The organism is Streptomyces sp. AMJ-169, assembly GCF_055597585.1.
In genome coordinates, this window is record NZ_JBVLTJ010000011.1 from 197,800 (window position 1) to 221,826 (window position 24,027).

Below are 24,027 nucleotides of genomic sequence, written 5' to 3' on the forward strand. Positions count from 1 at the left end.
GCGTGCCCGGGGGAGGGCGTGCCCTGCGGCTCCCCCGCCCGGAGTCGGCGTCCTCCGCTGATGCGAGCATGGTCGTATGGCAACACATGTGATCACCGGTGCGGGGTCCGGCATCGGCGCGGTCGTCGCGCGGCGGCTGTACGACCGGGGGGACGCGCTTGTTCTGCATGCGCGGGATGCCGGGCGGGCGAAGGAGTTGGCGGCCGCGTATCCCGGGGCCCGGACCCTCGTGGGGGATCTCGCCGATCCCGAGCGGCTCAGTTGGGCGTTCTCGCATCAGAGTCTGCCGGACCGGGTGGACGGCCTTCTGCACATCGCCGGGGTCGTCGATCTGGGGGCGGTGGGGGAGCTGACGCCCAAGAGCTGGCGGCATCAGCTGAACGTCAACCTTGTCGCGCCCGCTGAGCTGACCCGGCACTTTCTGCCCCAGCTGCGGGCGACCCGGGGGCATGTCGTTTTCGTCAACTCCGGGGCGGGGCTGCGGGCGAGCGCCGAGTGGGGGGCGTACGCGGCGTCCAAGCACGGGCTGAAGGCGCTGGCCGACGCGCTGCGGCAGGAGGAGGGGGGTAACGGGATCCGGGTGACGTCGGTGTATCCCGGGCGGACGGCGACGCCGATGCAGGAGAAGGTGCAGCAGCAGGAGGGGGCCGCCTACACCCCGGAGAAGTGGATCACCCCGGAGGCGGTGGCGACGACGATCCTGATGGCGCTGGACCTGCCGAGAGACGCAGAGGTGAACGACCTGACGGTCCGGCCGGGCCCCTGAAAGCTTCCCTCGCCCCCGCCGCCCCTACCTTTCCCGTCCTTGAAGGGGCGGCAGCCCGGAGATAGGCCGGTCAGCGCTACGTAGGCTTCCCCCGTGACCAACCACTTCCGCTTCCCCCCAGCCACCGCCATCGGCTCCCTCCCCGGCAGTGATGCCAGGGAAGCCGCCAAGACCTCCGTCGGGTCCTTCGAGGACTTTCCGTTTCTCGGGGAGTTGCCGGGGCGGGGGCCCGGGGCCGACATGGTGGGGCGTACCGCTGGGCTGCTCGTCGACATGTATGCGCGGGTCGAGCCCAGTGGGTGGCGGATCGGGGACCGGCCGGGGCGCGACACCCGCCGGGCCCTCGGCTGGCTGCGCCAAGACCTCGACGCCCTCGAAGAGTTCACCCAGGGGTACGACGGGGTGCTGAAGGTGCAGGCCGTGGGGCCCTGGACCCTCGCCGCCGCCCTCGAACTCAGGAACGGCGAGTCGTTCCTCTCCGACCTGGGCGCCGTACGCGACCTCGCCGCCTCCCTCGCGGAGGGACTGCGCCAGCACCTCGCCGATGTGCAACACCGCATCCCGGGCGCCCAGATCGCGCTGCAACTCGACGAACCCTCCCTGACCGCAGTGCTCCGGGGACATGTCAGGACCGCCAGCGGATACCGCACCCACCGCGCCGTGGACCGGCAATTCGTCGAGTCCACCCTCAGAGACGTACTCGGCGTCAACCCGCACACCCTCGTTCACTCCTGCGCCCCCGACGTCCCGTTCGCACTGCTGCGCAGGGCCGGCGCGACGGGCGTCTCCTTCGACTTCGGGCTGCTTACGGAGCGTGATGAGGAGGTGATCGGGGAGGCCGTCGAGGCGGGGACGCGGCTGTTCACCGGTGTCGTACCCGGCACGGACGCGGCATTGTCAGACCCTGCCGGTAGCGTCATGGGTGTCAGGACGCTGTGGCGCAGGCTGGGGCTCTCCGCGGAGCTGCTCCCGGAGGCGGTGACGGTCACGCCGGCGTGCGGGCTGGCGGGCGCTTCCCCCGCGTACGCCCGCGCGGCGCTCGCCCACTGCGTCCGGGCGGCGAGATCCCTCGCGGACAACCCTGAGTGACGAACGACGAGTAACGGGAGACAAGGTGGCCGGCGACAAGCAGACGGAGGCACGGGAGCGGCACGCGCGGCTCGCCGAGCAGATCGAGGAACACCGCTTCCGGTACTACGTGAAGGACGCTCCGGTCGTCAGCGACGCGGAGTTCGATCAACTCCTGCGCTCCCTGGAGGCGTTGGAGGAGGAAAACCCGGAGCTGCGCACCCCCGACTCCCCGACCCAGAAGGTCGCGGGCGCGTACGAGACCGAGTTCACGGCCGTCGAGCACCGCCAGCGCATGCTGTCCCTCGACAACGCCTTCGACGATCTGGAGCTGGCGGCCTGGGCGGAGCGGGTGCACAAGGACGTGGGGACGTCCGTGTACCACTTCCTGTGCGAGCTCAAGGTCGACGGGCTCGCCGTCAACCTCACCTACGAGCACGGCCGGTTGACCCGCGCCGCGACCCGGGGCGACGGCCGCACCGGCGAGGACATCACCCCCAACGTCCGCACGATCGCCGAGATCCCCGACCGCCTCACCGGCGACCGGGTCCCCGCCCTCGTCGAGATCCGCGGCGAGGTCTACTTCCCGATGGAGAAGTTCGAGGAGCTGAACGCCCGCCTGGTCGAGGCCGGCGACAAGCCCTTCGCCAACCCCCGCAACGCGGCGGCCGGTTCGCTCCGCCAGAAGGACCCCCGCGTCACCGCGACCCGCCCGCTGCACATGGTCGTCCACGGCATCGGCGCCCTGGAGAGCTACGACGGCCTCACCCGGCTCTCCGAGGCCTACGCCCTCCTCAAGACCTGGGGCCTGCCCACCTCCCGGCACAACAGCGTCGAGAACACCCTCGACGGCGTACGGCAGTTCATCACCCGCTACGGCGAGAACCGCCACTCCGTGGAACACGAGATCGACGGCGTCGTCGTCAAGCTCGACGAGATCCCGCTCCAGGGCCGGCTCGGCTCCACCTCCCGCGCCCCCCGCTGGGCCATCGCCTACAAGTACGCGCCGGAGGAGGTCAACACCAAGCTCGTCAACATCCGTGTGGGCGTGGGCCGTACGGGCCGGGTCACGCCGTACGCGCAGGTCGAGCCGGTCACCGTGGCCGGCTCCGAGGTCGAGTTCGCCACCCTGCACAACCAGGACGTCGTCAAGGCCAAGGGCGTCCTCATCGGGGACACGGTCGTGATCCGCAAGGCCGGTGACGTCATCCCCGAGATCCTCGGGCCCGTCGCCGACCTGCGCGACGGCAGCGAGCGCGAGTTCGTCATGCCGGCCGAGTGCCCCGAGTGCGGTACGCCGCTGCGGCCCATGAAGGAGGCGGACGTCGACCTGCGCTGCCCCAACGCCCGCACCTGCCCGGCCCAGTTGCGCGAACGCCTCTTCTACCTCGCCGGCCGCAAGGCCCTGGACATCGAGCACTTCGGGTACGTCGCCGCCGCCGCGCTCACCAAGCCGCTGGAGCCGGCCGACCCGCCGCTGACCGACGAGGGCGACCTGTTCGACCTCACCGTCGAACAGCTGCTGCCCATCAAGGCGTACGTCCTCGACCAGGACAGCGGACTGCCCAAGCGGGACCCGAAGACCGGCGAGGAGAAGATCGCCACGGTCTTCGCCAACCAGCAGGGCGAGGCGAAGAAGAACGCCCTCGCGATGCTGGAGAACATCGCCGCCGCCAAGCAGCGCCCGCTGGCCCGCATCCTCACCGGCCTGTCCATCCGGCACGTCGGACCGGTCGCCGCCGAGGCGCTCGCGCGGGAGTTCCGCTCCATCGAGCGCATCGAGCAGGCCGGCGAGGAGGAGCTGGCCGCGACCGAGGGCGTCGGCGGGATCATCGCCGCCTCCCTGAAGGAGTGGTTCGCGGAGGACTGGCATCAGGAGATCCTCCGCAAGTGGCGCGCGGCCGGCGTCCGCATGGAGGAGGAGCACACCGGGGAGGACGAGGGGCCGCGTCCGCTGGAGGGGCTCACGGTGGTGGTGACCGGCACGCTGGAGCACTTCACACGGGACGGCGCGAAGGAGGCGCTCCAGGCGCGCGGCGCGAAGGTCACCGGCTCGGTCTCGAAGAAGACCGCCTTCGTCGTCGTCGGCGACAGCCCCGGCTCCAAGTACGACAAGGCCATGCAGCTCAAGGTGCCGGTGCTGGACGAGGCGGGGTTCGGGGTGCTCCTGGAGCAGGGCCCCGAGGCCGCGGCGGAGGCCGCCCTTCCGGTGGAGGAACCCGAGAAGCCGGAGAAGGCCGGGAAGCCCGAGAAGGCGGCGGAGTCCGAGAAGGCGGCCGAGTCCGAGAAGTAGGTGAGAAGGGGGAGAGTGACGGGAGAGGAACAGGCGTGAAAGGCCACCCGTACGGCGCATTTCGGCTGCTTACGGGTGGCCCGGGCGCATTCGGGCAACCGCCGTCGACCGCTGCCCGCACGCCCCCTCGGCGGCCTACTGTTGAGGTGTGCGCCTGCCGTACCCAGCTGCGGCCGGGGCATTCCCCTGCTCCTGCCGGGCCGGGGGAACGGTTTTCCAACGCGGCGCGCCCCGGGCGGAGTCGCCGGTGCGGACCGCCGGGCGTGGGCCCCGCCGGCTGTGAGAGGGACGGGAATGGAACCGACCGAGAGCGCCGCCCCTGACGCGCGCCCCGGCCCGCACCGGGCCCCCGCCACCTGGTGGGAACGCGCCCTGCGCCGCCCGGACGGGCGTACGGAGGCCGACGGCGTCGGCGGTGTGCAGCCGGTCGGCGCGAGACGTTCCGGCGCCCCCGCCCCCGCCGGCCGCACCCCCTTCGCCACCCCCGCCCGTCCGACCCTCACCGTCCCCCCGCCCCCCGCCCTCGCCGTCCTGCCCGAACCCGGCGGCCCCGACCGCCCCGACGGCGCCGGGCGGCACTTCTGGCCCGCGCTGCCCGCCACGATCGTCACCGTCGCCGCGATCGCGCTCGGCGCCGGCTTCTACCGCGCCTTCACCGGCCGGCACGCGCTGTTCCCCGACGGGACCGTCGGATGGGCACTGGCGCTGCTGACCGGGGTCATCGTCGGGCACCTCGTGATGCTCGGGCGCTCCCGCTGGTGGGGCGGTACGGGGTCGGGGGCCGCGCTCACCCTCGCCGTGCTGCTGCTGTACGGGTGGGTGCCGGCGGGGCTGGTCAGCCTCACCGTCGTCGTCCTCGTCGGCATCGGCCGCCACCACCGCTGGCGGCACGGGGTGCTGCACGGCGCCGTCGACATCCTCGGCATCGGCGTGGGCGCGCTGCTGCTCGCGCTGTGCGGGCGGGTGCCGTCGGTGGAGTCGCCGTGGGAGCCCGGGAGCTGGACGGTCTACACCGCCCCGCAGGTCGCCCTCGTCGCCGTCGCCTATCTCGCCGTCACCCGCGCCCTGCTGTGGTACCTGTACGCGCCGCGCGACGGCGGGGTGCCGACCGTCGCGCGCACGGCGCTGGTGCGGCAGGGCCTCGTCACCGTCGCGCTGCTCGGGATCGCCCCGCTCGTCTGCGTGGTCGCCATTGCTGAACCGATCCTGCTGCCGCTGTTCGCGATTCCGCTGATTGCGCTGGACTCCACGCTGTGGATCGCGCGGATGCGGGCGGAGGAGCAGTTGCGGGACCCGCTGACCGGGCTGCCGAACCGGCAGTGGCTGCTGGAGCGGATCTGGACCGCGCTGGACGACGCCGAGCGGATCGGGGCGCGGTCGGCGCTGATGCTGATCGACCTCGACCGGTTCCGGTCGGTCAATGACACGCTGGGGCATCTCGCGGGGGACCGGCTGCTGTTGCAGATAGCGGAGCGGCTCAAGGCGGCGCTGCCCCGGGGCGCGGAGGTGGCGCGGCTGGGCGGGGACGAGTTCGCCGTGCTGCTGCCGGTCGCCGACTCCACGACGTCCGCGACGCGGGTGGCGCGCGGGCTGGTCACGGCGCTCGGCTCGCCGCTCGACCTCGACGGGCTGACCCTCGTGCTGGAGGCCAGCGCCGGGGTCGCGGTCTTCCCCGATCACGCGCTGGACGCGGAGGGGATGCTGCGGCGGGCCGACGTCGCGATGTACCAGGCGAAGCGGGACCGTACGGGCGTGGAGGTGTACGAGTCCAAGCGGGACTCCAACACCCCTGACCGGCTGGGCCTGCTGGGGGATCTGCGGCGGGCGCTCGACGCGCACGAGGTGCAGTTGCACTATCAGCCCAAGGTGCGGTTCGACGGGCAGGTGGCCGGACTCGAGGCGCTGGTCAGGTGGGTGCATCCCGAGCGCGGGAAGGTGCCGCCGGACGAGTTCATCGCCATCGCCGAGTCCTCCGGCCTGATGCCGCACCTCACGGAGTACGTCCTGGAGACGGCCCTGGCGCAGGTCGCCCGCTGGCGCGCGCAGGGGCTGTACGTCCCCGTCGCCGTCAACGTCTCCCCGCGCGACGTCCACACGCCGGGGTTCGCCGGTTCGGTGGCGGCGCGGCTGGCGCGGCACGGGGTGCCGGCGGGCTCGCTGCAACTGGAGATCACCGAACACGTCCTCCTGGAGGACCCCCAGAAGGCCGCCGACACCCTCAACGGCCTGACGGGCCACGGCGTGAAGATGTCCCTGGACGACTTCGGCACCGGCTACTCCTCCCTCGTCCACCTCAGACGCCTCCCCGTGAGCGAGCTGAAGATCGACCGCTCCTTCGTGGCCAGGCTCGCGGTCGACAACGAGGACGCGGAGATCGTCCGCTGCACGGTGGACCTAGCCCACTCCCTGGGCCTGCTGGTGGTGGCGGAGGGCGTGGAGGACGACGAAACCTGGGAACGCCTGCGGGACTTGGGCTGCGACGCCATCCAGGGCTGGCTGGTCTCAGCGGCGATGCCCCCGGAGGAGACGACGGCATGGCTGAAGGCAAGGGGCTCCCGGGGCTGGCAACGCCCCAGGGCGGCACTTCCGGCGGCGGACTGAGAGACGGCCTTCCCCGCTCGGCGGCTGCCCAACTGAAACCGTTTACCAGCCAGGCACCCCCGCCCCCAACCCCAAAACACACACACTCACCCCAGAGGAACGCTGCATGCCTGGCATTACGCGCGAGGAGGTCGCCCACCTCGCCCGGCTGGCGCGTCTGGAGCTGAAGAGCGAAGAGCTGGAGCACTTCGCGGGACAGCTGGACGACATCATCGGCGCGGTCGCCCGCGTCAGTGAGGTCGCCGATCAAGACGTACCCCCGACCTCCCACCCGCTGCCGCTGACGAACGTCATGCGCGCGGACGAGGTCCGTCCCTCGCTCACCCCCGAGCAGGCGCTCTCCGGCGCCCCTGCCCAGGAGCAGCAGCGTTTCAAGGTGCCGCAGATCCTGGGGGAGGACTAACCGCCATGACGGACCACGTCAGCATCATCAAGCTCACCGCCGCCGAGACCGCCGCGAAGATCGCCGCCGGCGAACTCACCGCCGTCCAGGTCACCGAGGCCCACCTCGCCCGCATCGACGCCGTCGACGAGAAGGTGCACGCCTTCCTGTACGTCGACCGGGAAGGGGCGCTCGCCCAGGCCCGCGCCGTCGACGCCAAGCGCGAGCGCGGCGAGAAGCTCGGCCCCCTCGCCGGCGTCCCCCTCGCCCTGAAGGACATCTTCACCACCGAGGGCGTCCCCACCACCGTCGGCTCCAAGATCCTGGAGGGGTGGATCCCGCCGTACGACGCCACCCTCACCAAGAAGCTGAAGGCCGCCGACGTCGTCATCCTCGGCAAGACCAACATGGACGAGTTCGCCATGGGGTCCTCCACCGAGAACAGCGCGTACGGCCCGACCGGCAACCCCTGGGACCTCACCAGGATCCCCGGCGGCTCCGGCGGCGGATCGAGCGCCGCCCTCGCCGCCCACATGGCCCCCCTCGCCATCGGCACCGACACCGGCGGCTCCATCCGCCAGCCGGCCGCCGTCACCGGCACGGTCGGCGTCAAGCCGACCTACGGCGCGGTCTCCCGCTACGGCATGGTCGCCTTCTCCAGCTCCCTCGACCAGGGCGGCCCCTGCGCCCGTACGGTCCTGGACGCCGCCCTCCTGCACGAGGTGATCGCCGGACACGACCCGCTGGACTCGACGTCGGTCGACGTCCCCGTCCCGCCCGTCGTCGAGGCGGCCCGGAGCGGCAGCGTCGTAGGTATGCGCGTCGGCGTCGTCAAGCAGTTCCGCGGCGACGGCTACCAGGCCGGTGTCCTCCAGCGGTTCGACGAGTCCGTCGAGCTGCTGAAGGGGCTGGGCGCCGAGATCGTCGAGCTGGACTGCCCGAGCTTCGACCTCGCGCTGTCGGCGTACTACCTGATCGCCCCCAGCGAGTGCTCCTCCAACCTCGCCCGCTTCGACGGCCTGCGCTACGGCCGCCGCACCGGCGACGACGGCACCCACTCGGCCGAGGAGGTCACCTCGATCACCCGCGCCGACGGCTTCGGCCCCGAGGTCAAGCGCCGCATCATGCTCGGCACGTACGCGCTGAGCAGCGGCTACTACGACGCCTACTACGGCAGCGCGCAGAAGGTCCGCACGCTCATCACGCGGGACTTCGAGAAGGCGTTCGAGCAGGTGGACGTCATCGTGTCGCCGACGACGCCCACCACCGCGTTCCCGATCGGCGAGCGCGCCGACGACCCGATCGCGATGTACCTGGCCGACCTGTGCACCATCCCGACCAACCTCGCGGGCAACGCGGCGATGTCCCTGCCGTGCGGTCTCGCGCCCGAGGACGGGCTGCCGGTGGGGCTCCAGATCATCGCCCCCGCGCTCAAGGACGACCGCCTTTACAAGGTCGGCGCCGCCGTCGAGGCCGCCTTCGTGGAAAAGTGGGGTCACCCGCTCCTGGAGGAGGCACCGTCGCTATGAGCAAGCTGTCCAAGGCGAAGGACTTCAAGAAGTCCAAGTCAGGCACGTACCTGTCGATGGCCACCACCGCGTTCGGCGCGATCGGTGTCACCAAGCAGATCAAGAAGGCCCGCGCCGAACAGGACACCCTGCGGCTGATCGACGCCACCGTCTCCGCGGTCGCGATCGTCACCGGCCTCGCCATCCTGTACCGCGAACTGAAGCGGCTGGGCGACGACGACGTCCTGCTGGGCTGAGAGGGAAGTTTCACCGTGACCACCACGACCGACCTGGTGTCGTACGAGGACGCGCTGGCGTCGTACGACCCCGTCATGGGCCTTGAGGTCCATGTCGAACTCGGCACCAAGACCAAGATGTTCTGCGGCTGTTCGACCGAGCTGGGACAGGACGCGAACACGCAGACCTGCCCGACCTGCCTCGGTCTGCCCGGCGCGCTGCCGGTCGTCAACGCGACCGGCGTCGAGTCCGCCATCAAGATCGGCCTCGCGCTGAACTGCGAGATCGCCGAGTGGTGCCGCTTCGCCCGGAAGAACTACTTCTACCCGGACATGCCGAAGAACTTCCAGACCTCCCAGTACGACGAGCCGATCGCCTTCAACGGCTATCTGGACGTCCAGCTGGAGGACGGGGAGTCCTTCCGCGTGGAGATCGAGCGCGCCCACATGGAGGAGGACACCGGCAAGTCGACCCACGTCGGCGGCGCGACGGGCCGTATCCACGGCGCCTCGCACTCCCTCCTCGACTACAACCGGGCCGGCATCCCCCTCATCGAGATCGTCACCAAGCCGATCGAGGGCGCAGGTTCGCGGGCCCCCGAGGTCGCGCGGGCGTACGTGCGTGAGCTGCGCGAGGTCATCCGGGCGCTCGGCGTCTCCGAGGCCCGCATGGAGATGGGCCAGATGCGCTGCGACGTCAACCTGTCGCTGCGCCCGCACGGCCGCGAGAAGTTCGGCACCCGCAGCGAGACGAAGAACGTCAACTCGCTGCGCTCCGTCGAGCGCGCCGCCCGCTTCGAGATCATGCGGCACGCCGCCGTCCTGAACGACGGCGGGACGATCATCCAGGAGACCCGGCACTTCCACGAGGACACCGGCTCGACCACCTCGGGCCGCGTCAAGGAGGAGGCCGAGGACTACCGGTACTTCCCGGAGCCCGACCTGGTCCCCGTCGCTCCCTCCCGCGCGTGGGTCGAGGAGATCCGGGCCGCGCTGCCCGAACTCCCGCTGGCCCGCCGCACCCGGCTGCTCGCCGAGTGGGGCGTCTCCGCGACCGACATGCAGTCGATCATCAACGCGGGCGCGCTGGACCCGATCGTCGCGACGACCGACGCCGGCGCCGACGCGGCCTCCGCGCGCAAGTGGTGGATGGGCGAACTCGCCCGCAGCGCCAACGAGTCCCAGGTCTCCCTGGACGAACTGGCGATCACCCCGGCGCAGGTGGCCCGGGTCTCCGAACTTGTCGCCAAGGGTGACCTGAACGACAAGCTGGCCCGGCAGGTCATCGAGGGCGTCCTCGCGGGCGAAGGCACCCCGGACGAGGTCGTCGACCAGCGCGGCCTCAAGGTCGTCTCCGACGACGGCGCGCTCACCAAGGCCGTCGAGGAGGCCATCGCCGGCAACCCCGGCATCGCCGACAAGATCCGCGGCGGCAAGGTCGCCGCCGCCGGCGCCCTGGTCGGCGCGGTCATGAAGGCGACGCGCGGGCAGGCGGACGCGGCGCGGGTCAAGGAACTGATCCTGGAGCAGCTGGGCGTCAGCGAGGGCTGAGCGTTCGGTAACTCCGTTACGGCCCCGGGGAGTTGGTCTCCGGGGCCGTAAGTTTTTGCCGCAAGCCTTTACCGGCGCTTATAGGAGCCGCCCGTTTTCTAGAGCCGGCGTCCGACCACCCGTACGAACCCCAGCGTCCGCCCCTCGTCCGCCCGCAGCATCTGCGCGACCTGCCGGGCCATCGTCCGGTGGAACTCCTCCGGGCTCTCCTCGGCGACGATGTCGCACCACAGGAGCCAGTCCCGCCAGCCGTCGTCCAGCCAGTCGGCGGTCTCGACCTCGACGGCGCCGCTGCGGGTCCAGTGCCGGCGCCACCAGCCGGCCGAGTGGAAGCACCAATAGGCCGGCTCCCACCAGGACTTGAGATGCTCCGGCGGCTCGCTGCCCGCCAACTCCTCGCGCAGCGCGGGGACGACGACCCCGATCCGGCCGCCGGGCTTGAGCAGCCGGGTGAGCGTGGGGAGATACAGGTCGTCGGTGCCGAAGTACTGATACGCGTCGATGCTCACGACCGCGTCGAACCCGCCCTCGGCGAACGGGAGTTCATGCGCCTCCACGCGCACGGGCTGGACCCGGTCGGCGAACCCGGCGGCGGCGATCCGCCGCGCGTTGTCGTCCGGCTCGATCCACAGGTCGGCCGCCGTGACCTGGGCGTGGAACTCGCGGGCCAGGAAGACCGAGGTCATCGCCCGGCCGCAGCCCAGGTCGAGGACGCGCGCACAGGGCCGCAGCGCCTCCAGGCCCAGCGCGGGCGCCAGCCACTCCAGCAGCCACAGCGCGTGCGGGCCCATCTGGTTGTCGACGGCCCAGCGGGCGTCGTAGGCGTTGCTTCGGGGGTAACGGCCGTGCGTCAGCCGCTTGTTCAGGTCCTCGTCCGAGGTTCTGGTGATGTTGATGTCGTCCGGCATCGGTGAACGGGCTCCTTGAGTCCGGGGAGGCGAACAGGGGTACGCGGATTTCCGGCCGGACGCTCAAAGAACCGGCCCGCCGTCACCCGGACGGATGACGCGGCCACGAAAACCCGCCCTCTCAGCAGGACGCGCTACGCTCCCGCGCCATGGGCACCACTCAGGACGACATACACCCCACCGACGCGGACGACGACCTCGACGACTCCCTGGACGACGCCCGCCGGGCCCGCTGGACCGCCGCGGGCACCGGCGCCCTGCTCACCCTGGCCGGCCTCGCCGCGTCCCTGATGCGGCTGGCCGGCCGCTCCTCCGCGCTCGTCCCGGCGGCCTTCGCCACCGGCGCCGCGGTCTGCGCGGGCGCCGCCTTCCTCGGCTCCCGCGGTCACACCCGGCGCGCGCTGTGGCTGCTCATCCTGGGTGTGATGGTGATGGCGTTCGGGGACCAGACGGACTGAGCCCCCGCGCCAGCCGGCGCCGCAGCCACCGCCCGCCCGGCCGCTCGACGAGGCGGTGCACGCCGTACGACAGCAGCAGCATCGCCGTCAGCGTCACCGCCACGTTCCCCCACGGGCCGAGCGCCGGCACATGATGCGTGAGCGCCTTCGCGAGCGGGAAACCCAGGCTGGTGTGGACCAGGTAGAACGGGTACGTCAGCGCGCCGGCCGTCACCAGCCACGGGTGGCGCAGCCCGCGCAGCGGACCGAGGGTCGCCAGCACGACTACGCCCAGGAACGCCGTCAGCAGCAGCGCGCACACGCTCCAGGAGACGGTGACCTTGCTGCCGGCCTCGTCCATATGCCAGCCGACCCGGGTCTGGAGCACGCTCATCTGATACGCCCACGCCATGCCCAGCAGCGTCCACAGCATCAGGTTCTGCCCGAACCGGCACATCAGGTACAGGGCGATCCCGGCGACGAACAGGCCCGTGTACCCGCTCAGCACGAACTGGTCGAGGAGCTGGTTGCCGGTGGAGTACGTCACGAACGCCGCGACCAGCCAGAGCGTGCAGAACCCCAGCAGCCGCTCGTAGGTCGCGCCGAACTTCAGCAGCAGCGCCATCAGCAGATAGAACCGGGCCTCCACATCGAGGGTCCAGGCCACCCCCGCGAGCAGATCACTCTTCAACGGCCCGGGAAACATCGTCAAGTTGGCGAGAACCGTACGCGGGTGCAGTTCGGCCGGGACGTCGTCCGACTTCTGCGGCAGCAGCGCGAGCCGGGTCACGATCAGCACGATCACCGCCCAATAGGCGGGAAACAGGCGGGATATGCGGGAGACGGCGAACTGTCCGGGCGTGCGGCCCCACGCGCTCATGCAGATCACGAACCCGCTGATGAGGAAGAACATCTCGACGCCGAGCCAGCCGTACATCGAGGCCTTGTGCAGGCCGTACGCGAAGTGCTTGGGGGCGGCGCCGAGGATCGAGGGGAAGTCCTGGCCGAAGAAGTGGAAGCAGGCGACGGCGAGGGCGGCGAGGAGGCGCAGGCCGTCGAGGAGGGCGAGGCGTGGGGGCGGTGCGGGTGCCGGTTCCGGGGCGGGCGAGCGGGCCGGGGCTTTCTGGGCCGGCGGGTCGAGTGTCTGGCGCGTGGCGGGCAGGGTGTCGGGTGACTCGGGCATCTGTCCTCTGTCGTACGCGTGGTTCCCCCGCGTCTCACCCACGGTCCGGCGGACATGCCGGTCGTTGCCGTTCCGTGATGTGAGAGGGTCGGGCTGACTGGTCGGTCAGTCAGACGTACGAGATGAGGATCTGGATGTACGGGTTGCCCCTGGGGGACGACGGGGCCGAGCTGCGCCCTCTGGAGGCTTGGCACGCAAGGGAGTTGCTCGCCAACATCGACCGGGGACGCGAGCTGATCGGCGCCTTCACCGGCCTCGCCGCCGCGGTCCCCGACCTGGACGCCGCCCACCGCTACCTCACCTCGTACGCCGAGAAGCGGGCCGCCGACACCGGCGGCCTGCACGGCATCTGGCTGGCCGGGACCCTCGTCGGCGGACTGCTCTTCCGGACCTGGGACAGTGCGGCCGGGGTCTGCGAGGCGGGCTGCTGGCTGGAGCCGGCCGCCGTGGGCCGCGGCCTCGTCACCCGGGGCATGCGCCCGCTGCTGGACTGGGCGTTCGACGAACGCGGCATGCACCGTGTGGAATGGCACGTGGCGTCGGCCAACCACCCCAGCATCGGGGTGGCCCGGCGGCTGGGCATGACCCACGAGGGCACGATGCGCGAGTCCATGCCCGCCGGAGGAGTCCGGGCCGACATGGAGGTCTGGTCGCTCCTCGCCCCGGAGTGGCGCGCCCTGCGCGCGCGACCCGGTCACAACGTTCGTTAAGAAACCTCTCAGAGAGCGTCCGTACGGTGCGAGACATGGGAACGAAGACTGTTGACGAGGCCGGCGCCGAGACGGGCGCCGAGACCGCGGAGGAGAAGCGCGACGAGGAGACCGGGGTGAAGGCGGACCTCAAGAAGGAGACCGAGGGCACCGGCGGCTCGGCCGGCTCGGTCGGGGAGGTCACCGAGGAGAGCGCCGCCGAGACCTCCGAGGAGGACGAGGACTTCGAGGACGACGACGAGCTGCTCGCCGCCGGTGACGAGGAGGCCGGCCCCTCCGGCGTCGGCCAGGGCGCGGCGGCCGTCGTCTCCGCCGTCCTGGGCTTCGTCTCGCTCACCGGCAGCTGGATCGGCACGGTCGCCTCCGCGCGCGAGACCCTGGTGGGCCAGCTCCAGACCTCGTCGAGCGCGAGTGTCGCCACGCAGATCAAGGAGGTCTACGGCGACGCGTGGAAGACCAGCGCGATGTGGGCCGGCCTGTTCGCGCTGACCGCGCTGATCACCGCCGTCGTCGTCCTGGTCCGCCCCGCGTTCGGCGCCTCCGACAAGCCGCAGCCCCTGTGGATCAAGTCGGTCGCCTGGGCCGGCGTCTCCCTGGGCGTCATCGGCCTGCTGCTCGCCGTCCTCAAGTACAGCGACGCGCTGCTCAGCCTGCCCTCCGCGACCTGAGCCCGTTCTGAGAGGGGCCTTAGGGAGGGCCGTAAGCACTTACGGCCCTCCCTAAGGCCCCTTCGCCATGTCCGGCGGCCCGTCTAAGGCCCCTTCCCGTGCCCGAAGATGCGGCACTCTCCCGATGCGGCGGGCACCCCCGGGCGCCGAAAGTGGAGACATCGCGAAGAGCGATGTGCCACCCCTCCACTTCGGGAGAACGGGAACCCACCATGTTCGAGTACGAGATGCAGCAGATCCGCTCCGCCGAACTGATCCGAGAGGCCGACCGGGAGCGCCTGGCCCGCGAGGCCGCCCGCGCCCGCCGCGCGGCCCGCGCGCGGGTCACCGGCCGGGGAAAGGGCGCGGAGGACGCCCATAGCCAGGGGTCGGGGTCGGGGCGGCATCGCTTCACCCGGGCCGCGTGAAGGCTGGGGCGGGGGAGGGCGGCGGCCGTACAGGGGTCGGCCGCCGGGCTCCCCTGGCGGGGGCGTCTCCCTTGGGGGCGGCTCCCTTGGCTGAGGCGGCTCCCCTGGCTGGGGTGTCTCGCCTGGCCGGGGCGTCTCCTCCGGCGGGGGCGGCGATAACCGGTGGGGCGTTGTCAGACCCCTGTGCCATGCTCGGAAGCGTGGAGACCAGGTCTGTGAGCCCGGTGTTCGTCGGGCGGGTGGACGAACTGGGGGCATTGGGTGAGGCGTTGGCGAGGGCTGCCGCGGGGGAGCCCCAGGCGTTGGTGATCGGAGGGGAGGCGGGGGTCGGCAAGACCCGGCTCGTCGAGGAGTTCCTCGGCGCGGCCGTCCGGCAGGGCGCCGTCACCGTCGTCGGCGGCTGCGTCGAGATCGGCGCCGACGGGCTGCCGTTCGCCCCCTTCTCCACCGCCCTGCGCGCCCTGCGCCGGGCCCTGCCCGAGGAGCTGGCCGCCGCCGCTGCCGGGCAGGAGGACGAACTCGCGCGGCTGCTCCCGGAGTTGGGCGAGGCGCCCCGGGGCCGGCACGACGAGGAGGGCACGGCCCGGCTGTTCGAGCTGACCGCGCGGCTGCTGGAGCGGGCCGCCGCCGAGCGGACGGTCGTCGTCGCCCTGGAGGACCTGCACTGGGCGGACGCCTCCACCCGCCACCTCCTGACCTACCTCTTCCGCACCCTGCGCACCGGCCGCCTCCTGGTCCTCGCGACCTACCGCAGCGACGACATCCACCGCCGCCACCCCCTGCGCCCCCTCCTCGCCGAACTGGACCGGCTGCGCACGGTCCGCCGGATCGAACTCGCGCGGTTCACGCGGGACGAGGTGTGCCGCCAGATGGCCGGGATCCTCGCCGCCGAACCCGATCCCGCGCGCGTGGACGACGTGTTCGCCCGCTCCGACGGCAACGCGTTCTTCGTGGAGGAACTGGCCGTGGCCGGCGCCGAGGGCTGCCGCACCGGCCTCACCGACTCGCTGCGGGACCTGCTCCTCGTCCGCGTCGAAGCCCTCCCCGGGCACGCCCAGCGGGTCGCCCGGATCACCGCCGAGGGCGGCTCCACCGTCGAGTACCCGCTGCTCGCCGCCGTCGCCGGGCTCGGCGAGGACGACCTGATCGAGGCCCTGCGCGCGGCCGTCGGCGCGAACATCCTGCTGGCCTCGCCCGGCGGCCACGGCTACCGCTTCCGGCACTCCCTGGTCCGCGAGGCGGTCGGCGACGACCTGCTGCCCGGCGAGCGCTCCCGGCTCAACCGGCGCTACGCCGAAGCCCTGGAGGCCGACCCCGGGCTCGTCGCGGCCGACCAGCGCGTCACCCGGCTCGCCAACTACTGGTACTACGCCCGCGACGCGGCCAAGGCGCTGCCCGCCGTCCTCGAAGCGGCGGTCGTCGCCCGCTCCCGGCACGCCTACAGCGAGCAACTGCGGCTGCTGGAAAGGGCGATGGAGCTGTGGGACCAGGCCCCCGGCGAGGTCCGCGCGCGGCTGCGGCCCGTCGACTACACCGAGATCTATCCCCCCTGCGGCTGCGACCCCGAGACGACCCCGCTGCGCTACCTCGACCTCATGGCCGAGGCCGCCGTCGCCGGCCGGCTCAGCGGGGAGCGCGAGCGGGCGCTGATGATCGCCAAACGGGCCTCGCGGCTCCTGGAGGACGACCCCGATCCGCTGCGCGCCGCCTGGTTCTGGGTCCAGCGCTCCAAGCTCGTCCAGTCCCTCGCCCGCGGCGACGGCTGGCGCGAGCTGGCCAACGCGCAGGAACTCGTGCGCGGCCTGCCCCCGTCCGAGGTGCACGCCGAAGTGCTTGCCTCCGCCGCCTCCTGGTCGATGCTGCGCGAACCCGGCCCCGAGGCGGTCGGCGCCGCCGAGCGGGCCGTGGAGTACGCGCGCATGGTCGGCGCCGGCGACATCGAGGTCAACGCCCGCCTCGACCTGGGCGGGCTCATGGTCTACGCCGGCGACACCGAGGCCGGCCTCGCCGAGATGCGGGCCGCGCGGGAGCAGGCGCTGGCCCTGCGCGTCCCGTTCGTCATCGGCCGCAGCCACGTCAACCTCCCCTCCGTCCTGGAGGGCATCGGCCGCTCCGCCGAAGCGGTCGCCGTCCTGCGCGAGGGCCTGCGGCACATCGGCGAGATGGGCCTCAACGACGGCCCCTGGATCAACGCCAACCTCGCCGAGTCCCTGCTCTCCCTGGGCGCCTGGAAAGAGGCGGCCCAAACGGCGTACGACGCCCAGCGCTCCCCGGAGGCCGTGAAACCCCGGGGCTGCGGCTCCCACTGCCTCGCCTACCTGGCCCTGGCCCAGGGCCGCCCGGCCGAGGCGGCCCGGCATCTCGCGGAGGGGCGGGCGGCGTACGGGACGCATGACCCGATGCCGCAGCACGCGATACCGCTGGCGCATCTGAGCTATCTCCTCGCGGTGGCGGAGGGGAGGATGCCGGATGCGCGGGCGGAGCTGGTGCGGGTTCTGGACGGGGGGTTCGCGCTGGGGACGCAGCGGTATGGGTGGCCGTTGCTGGTGGGGGCGGCTGCGGCGGAGGGGGATGTTGTGGTGGGGGGTGCGGGGGGTTCTGCGGGGCGGGCGGGGGCGATGGCTGGGGTGGGGGGTTCTGCGGGGCGAGTGGGGGAGACGGGCGTTCGCGCGGGGCGGGCGGCGGGGGCGGATGTGCTCTCGGGTCGGGTGGGGGCGGCTGCTGGGGTTTCCTCGGGGCGGGCGGGGGTGGATGTTTCTGCGGGGGATGCGGTGGGGGAGGACGTGCTCTCGGGTCGAGCTGGGGCGGCTGTCGGGGCGGACGTTTTCTCGGGGCGAGTGGGGGCGGCTGCCGGGGTGGACGTTTCCTCGGGTCGGGTGGGGGAGACGGGTGGGGTTTCCTCGGGGCGAGCCGGGGCGGCTGCCAGGGCGGACGTTTCCTCGGGGCGGCTCGCGGCGACGGTGGGGGCGGATGGGTCCGTGGGTCTGGCGGTGGCGGACGGTTTTGCAGGTCATGAGGGGCGGGAGGAGATTCTGGACCGGATCTCCGTCGCCGCCCGGGGTCTCACCACCGACGCCCCGGTCTGGCACGCCCACGCCCACTGGGTCCGTACCGAGCTGGCCCGTGCGCGGGGTGAGGACACGGTGGACTCCTGGTCCGAGGTGGTCACGGCGTTCGAGTCCCTGGAGCGGCCCTACGATCTGGCGCGGGTGCGGCATCGTCTCGCGGAGGCGTTGCTGAAGCAGGGGGGTGAGGACGACCGGGCGCGGGCGGCGGAGTTGCTGCGGCTGGTCCGTGCGGTCGCCGATCATCTCAAGGCCCGCCCCCTGTCGGAGTCGGCGGCCCTGCTGGCCCAGCGGGCCCGTCTCTCGGCGAAGGGGAGGCAGGCCCCGGAGCGCCCCCACTCCCTGGGCCTGACCACCCGGGAACAGGACGTCCTCCGCCTGGTCACCGCCGGCCGCACCAACCGCCAGATAGCCGAGGAACTGTTCATCTCCCCGAAGACGGCCAGCGTCCACGTCTCCAACATCCTCGCCAAGCTGGGGGTGTCGGGGCGGGGGGAGGCGGCTGCGGTGGCTCATCGGATGGGGCTGTTCGGGGTGGGCGCGGGATAATGGAACAGAACTTGAGGGGGGCCTCCGGAAAGGAACCGCGATGTTCAACGCTTTCGAGGAACTTTTCTCCCCGGGCCGCAAACATACTCAGGACGAGCAGAACCGCCTGGAACTGACCCGAGAGGACGTGGGGGACGCCGATCCAGGCCGGGGGCCGATAGATCTGTCGTCCGGGAAGGTGGTGGTACGGGTGGCGAAGGAGGGGGAGGGGACCGGCGGGGAGGAAGAGGGGGAAGTGCAGGGGGAGGGGGCTGATGAGGGAGGCGAGGGGGATGAGAGGGCGGGGTGGGGTGAGGTAGACGAGGAGGGCGAGGGGGAAGGCCGGGGTAAGGGGGAGGGCTGAAGGGGAGAGCTGAGCGCCCTTGGTCCTTGGTCCGTGGCCCGCTGCTCTGGCTTGCAGCCGCCTTGGCCACGCAGCTCCCGCCGCTCGCTGCTCCAGCAGCTCTGATGATCCAGCTGTAGGTGTCCGCTGTTTCCGGGGGGAGGCTTCGACGGCGAGGGGCACCCTTCTGGACATACGGCCCGGGACTTCGCAGGTGAGGGCACGCTCTGCGGCACGCCGCCCGCCGCTTCCGTCTACGGATTTCGCCTGCGAGGCAGCCGCTGCGAGAGCTGGCGCCCGCCGCATCTCAAGTGAGGGCGCGCTCCGGGGCAGGCCGTCCGCTGCTTCCGTCTACGGGACTTCGCCTGCAAGGCACACGCCGCGAGAGACGCCGCCCGCCGCATCGCAGGTGAGAACGCGAGACCGAGTCCACTTCGCTGGTCGCTCCGGCTCACAGGAACCCTGGCAGCGCAGCAGGCCCCGCCGCTCGGAGCTTCGGTTCCACAGCGAGTCCGGCCGCACCCGGAATCTGCGGCACGGCGAGCTCCGGCAGCGCAGCAGGCCCCGCCGCGTGGAGCCTCGGCTTCACAGCGAGCCTCGCCACCCGGATCCGCCGCACAGCGAGCCCCGCTGCCCGGACTCTGGCTCACAAGAGCCCTGGCCGCGCAAGGGGTCACGCCGCCTTCCACTCCGGCTCACGGCAGCCTCGGCGATGCAACTGCCGACGCCGCTCTGGTTCACGTCGGCCCTGGCCGGAGAACTCCCACTTCCCTTGCTCAGGCTCGCGCCCCCCGGCAACGCAGCTTCCGTAGCCCGCAGTTCTGATCCGTGACAGCCCTGGTCCCGCAGCTCCGCCGCCCGCCGCCCCGGCTTGCGCCGCCCTGGCCTCGCCGCTCCAGCAGCTCTGATGATCCAGCTGTAGGTGTCCGCTGCTCTGGCTCGCGATGGCCTTGGCCGCGCAGCTTCCGTAGCCCGCAGTTCTGATGCGCAACAGCCCCGGCCCCCGCCGCCCCGCCGCCCGCTGCTCTGCCTTTCGGCAGCCCCGGCCACGCATCCCGCAGTTCTGATCCGCGACAACCCCAGCCCCGCAACTCCGCCACCCGCTGCTCTGGCTTTCAGCAGCCCGGCCATGCAGGCTCCGCCAGCCGCCAGCCGCCAGCCGCCAGCCGCCAGCCGCCAGCCGCCAGCCGCTCCGGCTCCTGCCGATCAGCCGCCCGGCGCTCCGACTCCCGTCGCTCAGCCCCCGCCGCCTGCTGCGCCCCCGCCGCAGTCCCGCACCCCTCCCCGCGCCAGCCCCCCCCCGCGTCGCCGCAGCCCCCGAGCCAGCCTCCCCGCCACAGCCCCGCACCCCCTCCCGCGCCTCCCCGCACCCCTCCCCGCGCCAGCCCCCCGCGTCGCCCCCTCAACCAACCTCCACCTCCAAAACCCTGTCATCCCCCTCCCCCACATCCCCCCGCCCATCCGTATTACTGGTCGTCACCCAGAGCCTCCCGCCCCCAGCCGCCACCACCGTCCGCAGTCGCCCGTACTCCTTCGTGAGGAACGCCTCAGGGGCCGCCGACGTCGAGGTGCCGTTCAGGGGGATGCGCCACAGGCGTTGCCCCTTCAAGCCCGCCATCCAGATCGAACCGCCGGCGTAGGCGATGCCGCTGGGGGAGGCGTCGTCCGTGGGCCATTGGGCCAGGGGGTTTTGGTATGCGGGGTTTGTTGAGGTGCCCTCCGTTTTGGGCCAGCCATAGTTGCCGCCAGGCTTGATCGCGTTCAGTTCGTCCCACGTGTCCTGGCCGAACTCCGCGGCGAAGAGGCGCTGTTCGGGATCCCAGGCCAGGCCCTGGACGTTGCGGTGGCCGTAGGAGTAGACGGGGGAGCCGGGGAAGGGGTTGCCCGGCGCCGGTTCGCCCTCGGGGGTCAGGCGGAGGATCTTGCCGCCCAGGGAGGAGCGGTCCTGGGAGAGACCCGTGTCGCCGCTCTCCCCGGTCCCCGCGTACAGCATCCCGTCCGGCCCGAACGCGATCCGCCCGCCGTTGTGGACGAAACCCTTGGGGATGCCCTTGAACACGGTGTCCGGCGCCCCCAGTCGCTGCCCGGCCGGCTTGGCCGCGTCGTACCGCATACGGACGATCCTGTTGTCCGACGCGGAGGTGAGATACGCGTAGACCATCCGGTCAGAGGCGTACGACGGCGACACCGCGATCCCGAGCAGCCCGCCCTCCCCGGCCGCCGCCACCCCGGCCACCTCCCCGATCTCGGTCTTCGCCCCCGACCCCACGTCCACGAGCGTGAGCGTCCCCCGATCCCGCGAGGCCACGAGCAGCCCGCCGCCCGGGATCGCGGCGACCCCCCAGGGAGAGTCCAGCCCCTGAGCGACGGTCCGTACGACCCTGACGCTCCCCTTCGCGGCCGGCGCCGCCCCGCTCACGCCGGCCGAGGCAGACCCTGACGGGGAACCGCCGGAGACCCCGCCCCCGTCCGACGAACACCCGCTCACGACCAACAACGCCCCCACAGCCAACCCGGCCCCCGCACCCCGACGTCCCACGATCCCGCTCCCTTCCCCGCGACGGTTCCTACTTGTCATACACCGCAAGCCCCTCCAGGAGTTCCCGCCCACCACCCCACCCACTCGAACGAGTGTCCGGAATCCGCCGATGCGGTTCCCCGCAGGGCCGACGCCCACACCGAAACGGGCGCCGGCGAAGCAACTCCCGGAACCGCCCTCGGAGCCGACGGGCCCCCGCCCGGCCCGCCGCGAGAGACACCCCCTCCATGACCTGCCCCCTCCACAACCCACGCCCTCCGCAACACCCACGCCCTCCGCAACACCCGCGCCCTCCGCAACACCCCGCGCCCATGCCACCCCGGAGCAGAAAAACACTGCCCTTCGAAGCACCGCCCCCCAAAAAACACCGCCCCCAAAAAACACCGTCCCCTCGAAACACCGTCCCCTCGCTCCACCCTGGAAGACAAAAGCGCCGCCCCCCGAAACCCCCGCCCCCCGAAACCCCCCTCAATCCCAAGACCCCACCGCCCCCGGCAACCCCCTCACCTCCTCCAGATCCCCCTCCGTCAACCGCACCCCCACCGCCCCCGCGTTCTCCTCCACCCACCGCTCCCGCTTCGCCCCCGGCACCGCCACCACCCCCGGCCCCTGCGCGAGTATCCACGCCAGCGCCACCTGCGCCGGAGTGACCCCCTCCCCATGCCGCCGCGCTATCCGCCGCAGCCCGGAGATGATCGGCTGGTTCGCGGCCATCATCTCGGCGGTGAAGCGGGGGTGCCGGGCCCGCATGTCGTCCGGTTCGAAACCCTGGCCGGGGGTCAGGGTGCCGGAGAGGTAGCCGTTGCCGAGGGGCATCGCCGCCAGGAGGGTCACGTCGCGGGCCGTGCACCAGGGCAGCAGGGACGTCAGTGCCTCCGGCGACCACACGGACAGCTCGGCCTGGACCGCGCTCACCGGAAACACCTGCTGGACGCGCGTCAACTGACGGAGCGTCAGGTCGTGGAGGTGTGCTCCGGTCCGGCGCCCGCCGCGCGCCCCCACGGCGCACAGCCCGAGCGCGCGCACCTTGCCCGCGCGGACGAGGTCCGCCATCGCCCCCCAGGTCTCCTCGACCGGCACCTCGGGGTCGGCCCGGTGCAGCTGGTAGAGGTCGATGACGTCGGTCCGCAGCCGCCGCAGGGACGCGTCGCAGGCCCTGCGGACGTACCCGGGACGGCCGTTGGCCACGATGTGCTGGTCGCCGACCAGGAGGCCCACCTTCGTCGAGACGAAAGCTTCCTGCCGGCGTTCCCGCAGGACCCGGCCCACCAGCCGCTCGTTCGTGAACGGGCCGTACATGTCGGCGGTGTCCAGGAGCGAGGCGCCCAGGTCCAGCGCCCGGTGCAGGGCCCGCACCGACTCCTCACCCCGCCGCCGCGACGCGCTGTACCCCCAGCTCATCGGCATGCACCCGAGTCCGACGGCCCCCACCGAGAGCGCCCCCGCGCCGATCGTCCTGCGCTCCACCTGCTCGTGAACCTCCCTGTTCCGGCTGCCAACCTAACCTCTACGCGCGCGCGTCCTGACATAGCCTCCTGACCATGACTGACGACACCGCACGTCAAGACGTTCACGATGTATGGCTCGCCCTTCCGCCGGAGGAGATCGAAGGCCTCCCCGAAGGGCCCAACTACCTCTTCTGGGACGGCGGTCCGGACGGCGCCGCCGAGTTCCCGGGCGACCCCGCGCGGTGCGGCTTCTACGTCGCGCCCTACATGAAGTCCCTTGAACTGCGCACGCGTCCGCTGCCGCAGATGGCCAATCTCCGGGTCGTGCAGAGCCTTTCGGCCGGGGTCGACGACCTGGTGCCGTCCTTCGCGCCGATGCCGGCCGGGGTGCAGCTGTGCAACGCGCGAGGGGTGCACGAGACCAGCACCGCCGAACTGGCGCTCACGCTGATCCTGGCGTCGCTCAGGGGCGTCCCGCAGTTCGTGCGGGCGCAGCAGCAGGGCGTGTGGGAAGGGGGGTTCCGCCCGGCGCTCGCGGACCGCACCGTGCTGATCGTGGGCTACGGCTCGATCGGCGCCGCCATCGAGGACCGGCTCGTGCCGTTCGAGGTCGCGCGGGTGGTACGGGTCGCACGCTCCGGGCGCATGACGGAGCGCGGTCCCGTGCACCCCATAGAGGAGCTGCCGCTGCTGGTTCCGGAAGCCGACGTCGTCGTCCTGGTCACGCCGCTGAGCGAGAGCACGCGCGGGCTCGTCGACGAGGGGTTCCTGGCGCGGATGAAGGACGGGGCGCTGCTGGTGAACGTCTCGCGCGGGCCCGTCGTCGACACGAAAGCGCTGCTCGCGGAGGTGGAGCGCGGGCGGCTGCTCGCGGCGCTCGACGTCACCGACCCCGAACCGCTGCCCCCGGGGCATCCGCTGTGGACCGCGCCGGGCGTGCTGATCAGTCCGCACGTGGGCGGGCCGAGCACCGCTTTCCGGCCACGCGCCGAGCGGCTTCTGGTCGATCAGCTGACCCGCTATGTGAACCGTGAACCTCTTCGGAACGTGATCCTCACTACGACGGGAGAAACGGTCGGCTAATCCGATGTGCACACCCTCCGCAGTCTCCTGAGCGCGGGCCGTACCCGCATCGCCGCTGGTCGTCACGGAGCGTAGAGGAACTATGTCCCTGAGTGACGAGACTGGTGTATCGTCCCGACGAGGGGCTGCGCCGCACCGATCGGCGCCGGGGATGACATCTCAGACTTTGTGAGGGGGGCGACGGGTGATGCACGGCCTATGGGCGAACGATCCGACGCGGCGAGGCCGCCGACGGCGACCCTGGCGCACCGCGGCGGACGCAAGCGGTCACCGCGCCGGTCGGTACGGCACCTGCCACCACGA

Annotated in this window: 19 protein-coding genes; 15 read left to right on the top strand and 4 right to left on the bottom strand. The window is 72.1% G+C overall.

The features are described from left to right. Window positions 1-76: 76 nt before the first annotated feature. The 8 genes from ACYUD3_RS26515 to gatB all read left to right on the top strand — a co-directional run bounded on the left by ACYUD3_RS26515 (window position 77) and on the right by gatB (window position 10,405). On the top strand, window positions 77-766 hold the full coding sequence (locus ACYUD3_RS26515; RefSeq protein WP_470974647.1) for an SDR family oxidoreductase: 690 nt from the start codon (window positions 77-79) through the stop codon (window positions 764-766). A 93-nt stretch (window positions 767-859) separates the two neighbouring features. After that, window positions 860-1,855, top strand: a complete 996-nt coding sequence (locus tag ACYUD3_RS26520; protein WP_470974649.1) for a methionine synthase — start codon at window positions 860-862, stop codon at window positions 1,853-1,855. A 25-nt stretch (window positions 1,856-1,880) separates the two neighbouring features. Then, window positions 1,881-4,127: an NAD-dependent DNA ligase LigA gene (gene ligA, locus ACYUD3_RS26525; protein WP_470974651.1), complete on the top strand. Its 2,247-nt coding sequence runs from the start codon at window positions 1,881-1,883 to the stop codon at window positions 4,125-4,127. A gap of 294 nt (window positions 4,128-4,421) precedes the next feature. Next, window positions 4,422-6,728 (top strand): putative bifunctional diguanylate cyclase/phosphodiesterase, encoded by a 2,307-nt coding sequence (locus tag ACYUD3_RS26530; protein WP_470974654.1) that lies wholly within the window; start codon window positions 4,422-4,424, stop codon window positions 6,726-6,728. A 106-nt stretch (window positions 6,729-6,834) separates the two neighbouring features. After that, window positions 6,835-7,131 carry an Asp-tRNA(Asn)/Glu-tRNA(Gln) amidotransferase subunit GatC gene (gene gatC, locus ACYUD3_RS26535; RefSeq protein ID WP_388814698.1) on the top strand — a complete coding sequence of 99 codons (297 nt, stop codon included), beginning with the start codon at window positions 6,835-6,837 and terminating at the stop codon, window positions 7,129-7,131. A 5-nt stretch (window positions 7,132-7,136) separates the two neighbouring features. Beyond that, window positions 7,137-8,639, top strand: coding sequence for an Asp-tRNA(Asn)/Glu-tRNA(Gln) amidotransferase subunit GatA (gene gatA, locus ACYUD3_RS26540; RefSeq protein WP_470974657.1), 1,503 nt, complete (start codon window positions 7,137-7,139; stop codon window positions 8,637-8,639). Continuing rightward, window positions 8,636-8,875: a hypothetical protein gene (locus ACYUD3_RS26545; protein WP_470974660.1), complete on the top strand. Its 240-nt coding sequence runs from the start codon at window positions 8,636-8,638 to the stop codon at window positions 8,873-8,875. Before gatA ends, ACYUD3_RS26545 begins: the two co-directional genes overlap by 4 nt. Before the next feature lie 15 nt (window positions 8,876-8,890). Continuing rightward, window positions 8,891-10,405 (top strand): Asp-tRNA(Asn)/Glu-tRNA(Gln) amidotransferase subunit GatB, encoded by a 1,515-nt coding sequence (gene gatB / locus ACYUD3_RS26550; RefSeq protein WP_470974662.1) that lies wholly within the window; start codon window positions 8,891-8,893, stop codon window positions 10,403-10,405. Between the two features lie 98 nt (window positions 10,406-10,503). Here gatB and ACYUD3_RS26555 read toward each other — a convergent pair whose 3' ends face one another. Next, entirely contained in the window at window positions 10,504-11,313 is an 810-nt protein-coding gene (locus tag ACYUD3_RS26555) for an SAM-dependent methyltransferase (protein WP_470974664.1), read from the bottom strand. A gap of 149 nt (window positions 11,314-11,462) precedes the next feature. On the opposite strand from ACYUD3_RS26555, the gene ACYUD3_RS26560 reads away from it, so the two are divergent. Further along, window positions 11,463-11,771: a hypothetical protein gene (locus tag ACYUD3_RS26560; protein ID WP_470974667.1), complete on the top strand. Its 309-nt coding sequence runs from the start codon at window positions 11,463-11,465 to the stop codon at window positions 11,769-11,771. Here the strand turns inward: ACYUD3_RS26560 and ACYUD3_RS26565 are convergent. Further along, the gene (locus ACYUD3_RS26565; RefSeq protein ID WP_470974669.1) at window positions 11,725-12,933 is read right to left on the bottom strand and encodes an acyltransferase family protein; all 1,209 of its coding nucleotides are present in this window, start codon (window positions 12,931-12,933) and stop codon (window positions 11,725-11,727) included. The two genes, ACYUD3_RS26560 and ACYUD3_RS26565, sit on opposite strands and share 47 nt — an antisense overlap. A 134-nt stretch (window positions 12,934-13,067) precedes the next feature. Here ACYUD3_RS26565 and ACYUD3_RS26570 point away from each other — a divergent pair, with 134 nt between their 5' ends. The 5 genes from ACYUD3_RS26570 (at window position 13,068) to ACYUD3_RS26590 (ending at window position 18,675) form a co-directional block, all read left to right on the top strand. Then, window positions 13,068-13,643 (top strand): GNAT family N-acetyltransferase, encoded by a 576-nt coding sequence (locus tag ACYUD3_RS26570; protein ID WP_470974672.1) that lies wholly within the window; start codon window positions 13,068-13,070, stop codon window positions 13,641-13,643. 35 nt (window positions 13,644-13,678) lie between these two features. After that, complete coding sequence (locus ACYUD3_RS26575; protein ID WP_470974675.1) at window positions 13,679-14,311, top strand: hypothetical protein; 633 nt, start codon at window positions 13,679-13,681, stop codon at window positions 14,309-14,311. 212 nt (window positions 14,312-14,523) lie between these two features. Beyond that, complete coding sequence (locus tag ACYUD3_RS26580; RefSeq protein ID WP_470974677.1) at window positions 14,524-14,718, top strand: hypothetical protein; 195 nt, start codon at window positions 14,524-14,526, stop codon at window positions 14,716-14,718. Window positions 14,719-14,906: 188 nt separating this feature from the next. Beyond that, window positions 14,907-18,332, top strand: a complete 3,426-nt coding sequence (locus ACYUD3_RS26585; protein WP_470974680.1) for a helix-turn-helix transcriptional regulator — start codon at window positions 14,907-14,909, stop codon at window positions 18,330-18,332. A gap of 40 nt (window positions 18,333-18,372) precedes the next feature. Beyond that, window positions 18,373-18,675 (top strand): DUF6191 domain-containing protein, encoded by a 303-nt coding sequence (locus ACYUD3_RS26590; protein WP_470974682.1) that lies wholly within the window; start codon window positions 18,373-18,375, stop codon window positions 18,673-18,675. Between the two features lie 1,381 nt (window positions 18,676-20,056). Here the strand turns inward: ACYUD3_RS26590 and ACYUD3_RS26595 are convergent. Next, entirely contained in the window at window positions 20,057-21,232 is a 1,176-nt protein-coding gene (locus ACYUD3_RS26595) for a PQQ-dependent sugar dehydrogenase (RefSeq protein ID WP_470974685.1), read from the bottom strand. A 429-nt stretch (window positions 21,233-21,661) separates the two neighbouring features. Beyond that, on the bottom strand, window positions 21,662-22,660 hold the full coding sequence (locus tag ACYUD3_RS26600) for an aldo/keto reductase (protein ID WP_470974688.1): 999 nt from the start codon (window positions 22,658-22,660) through the stop codon (window positions 21,662-21,664). Window positions 22,661-22,734: 74 nt separating this feature from the next. On the opposite strand from ACYUD3_RS26600, the gene ACYUD3_RS26605 reads away from it, so the two are divergent. Continuing rightward, window positions 22,735-23,724 carry a 2-hydroxyacid dehydrogenase gene (locus ACYUD3_RS26605; RefSeq protein ID WP_470974691.1) on the top strand — a complete coding sequence of 330 codons (990 nt, stop codon included), beginning with the start codon at window positions 22,735-22,737 and terminating at the stop codon, window positions 23,722-23,724. Window positions 23,725-24,027 lie beyond the last annotated feature (303 nt).

Bases quoted from the DNA above. Each gene is read 5' to 3' on its own strand.
- ACYUD3_RS26515 (WP_470974647.1), top strand. From the start codon at position 77: ATGGCAACACATGTGATCACCGGTGCGGGGTCCGGCATCGGCGCGGTC.
- ACYUD3_RS26530 (WP_470974654.1), top strand. From the start codon at position 4,422: ATGGAACCGACCGAGAGCGCCGCCCCTGACGCGCGCCCCGGCCCGCAC.
- gatC (WP_388814698.1), top strand. From the start codon at position 6,835: ATGCCTGGCATTACGCGCGAGGAGGTCGCCCACCTCGCCCGGCTGGCG.
- gatA (WP_470974657.1), top strand. From the start codon at position 7,137: ATGACGGACCACGTCAGCATCATCAAGCTCACCGCCGCCGAGACCGCC.
- ACYUD3_RS26545 (WP_470974660.1), top strand. From the start codon at position 8,636: ATGAGCAAGCTGTCCAAGGCGAAGGACTTCAAGAAGTCCAAGTCAGGC.
- ACYUD3_RS26555 (WP_470974664.1), bottom strand. From the start codon at position 11,313: ATGCCGGACGACATCAACATCACCAGAACCTCGGACGAGGACCTGAAC.
- ACYUD3_RS26560 (WP_470974667.1), top strand. From the start codon at position 11,463: ATGGGCACCACTCAGGACGACATACACCCCACCGACGCGGACGACGAC.
- ACYUD3_RS26565 (WP_470974669.1), bottom strand. From the start codon at position 12,933: ATGCCCGAGTCACCCGACACCCTGCCCGCCACGCGCCAGACACTCGAC.
- ACYUD3_RS26570 (WP_470974672.1), top strand. From the start codon at position 13,068: ATGTACGGGTTGCCCCTGGGGGACGACGGGGCCGAGCTGCGCCCTCTG.
- ACYUD3_RS26575 (WP_470974675.1), top strand. From the start codon at position 13,679: ATGGGAACGAAGACTGTTGACGAGGCCGGCGCCGAGACGGGCGCCGAG.
- ACYUD3_RS26580 (WP_470974677.1), top strand. From the start codon at position 14,524: ATGTTCGAGTACGAGATGCAGCAGATCCGCTCCGCCGAACTGATCCGA.
- ACYUD3_RS26585 (WP_470974680.1), top strand. From the start codon at position 14,907: ATGCTCGGAAGCGTGGAGACCAGGTCTGTGAGCCCGGTGTTCGTCGGG.
- ACYUD3_RS26590 (WP_470974682.1), top strand. From the start codon at position 18,373: ATGTTCAACGCTTTCGAGGAACTTTTCTCCCCGGGCCGCAAACATACT.
- ACYUD3_RS26595 (WP_470974685.1), bottom strand. From the start codon at position 21,232: ATGACAAGTAGGAACCGTCGCGGGGAAGGGAGCGGGATCGTGGGACGT.
- ACYUD3_RS26605 (WP_470974691.1), top strand. From the start codon at position 22,735: ATGACTGACGACACCGCACGTCAAGACGTTCACGATGTATGGCTCGCC.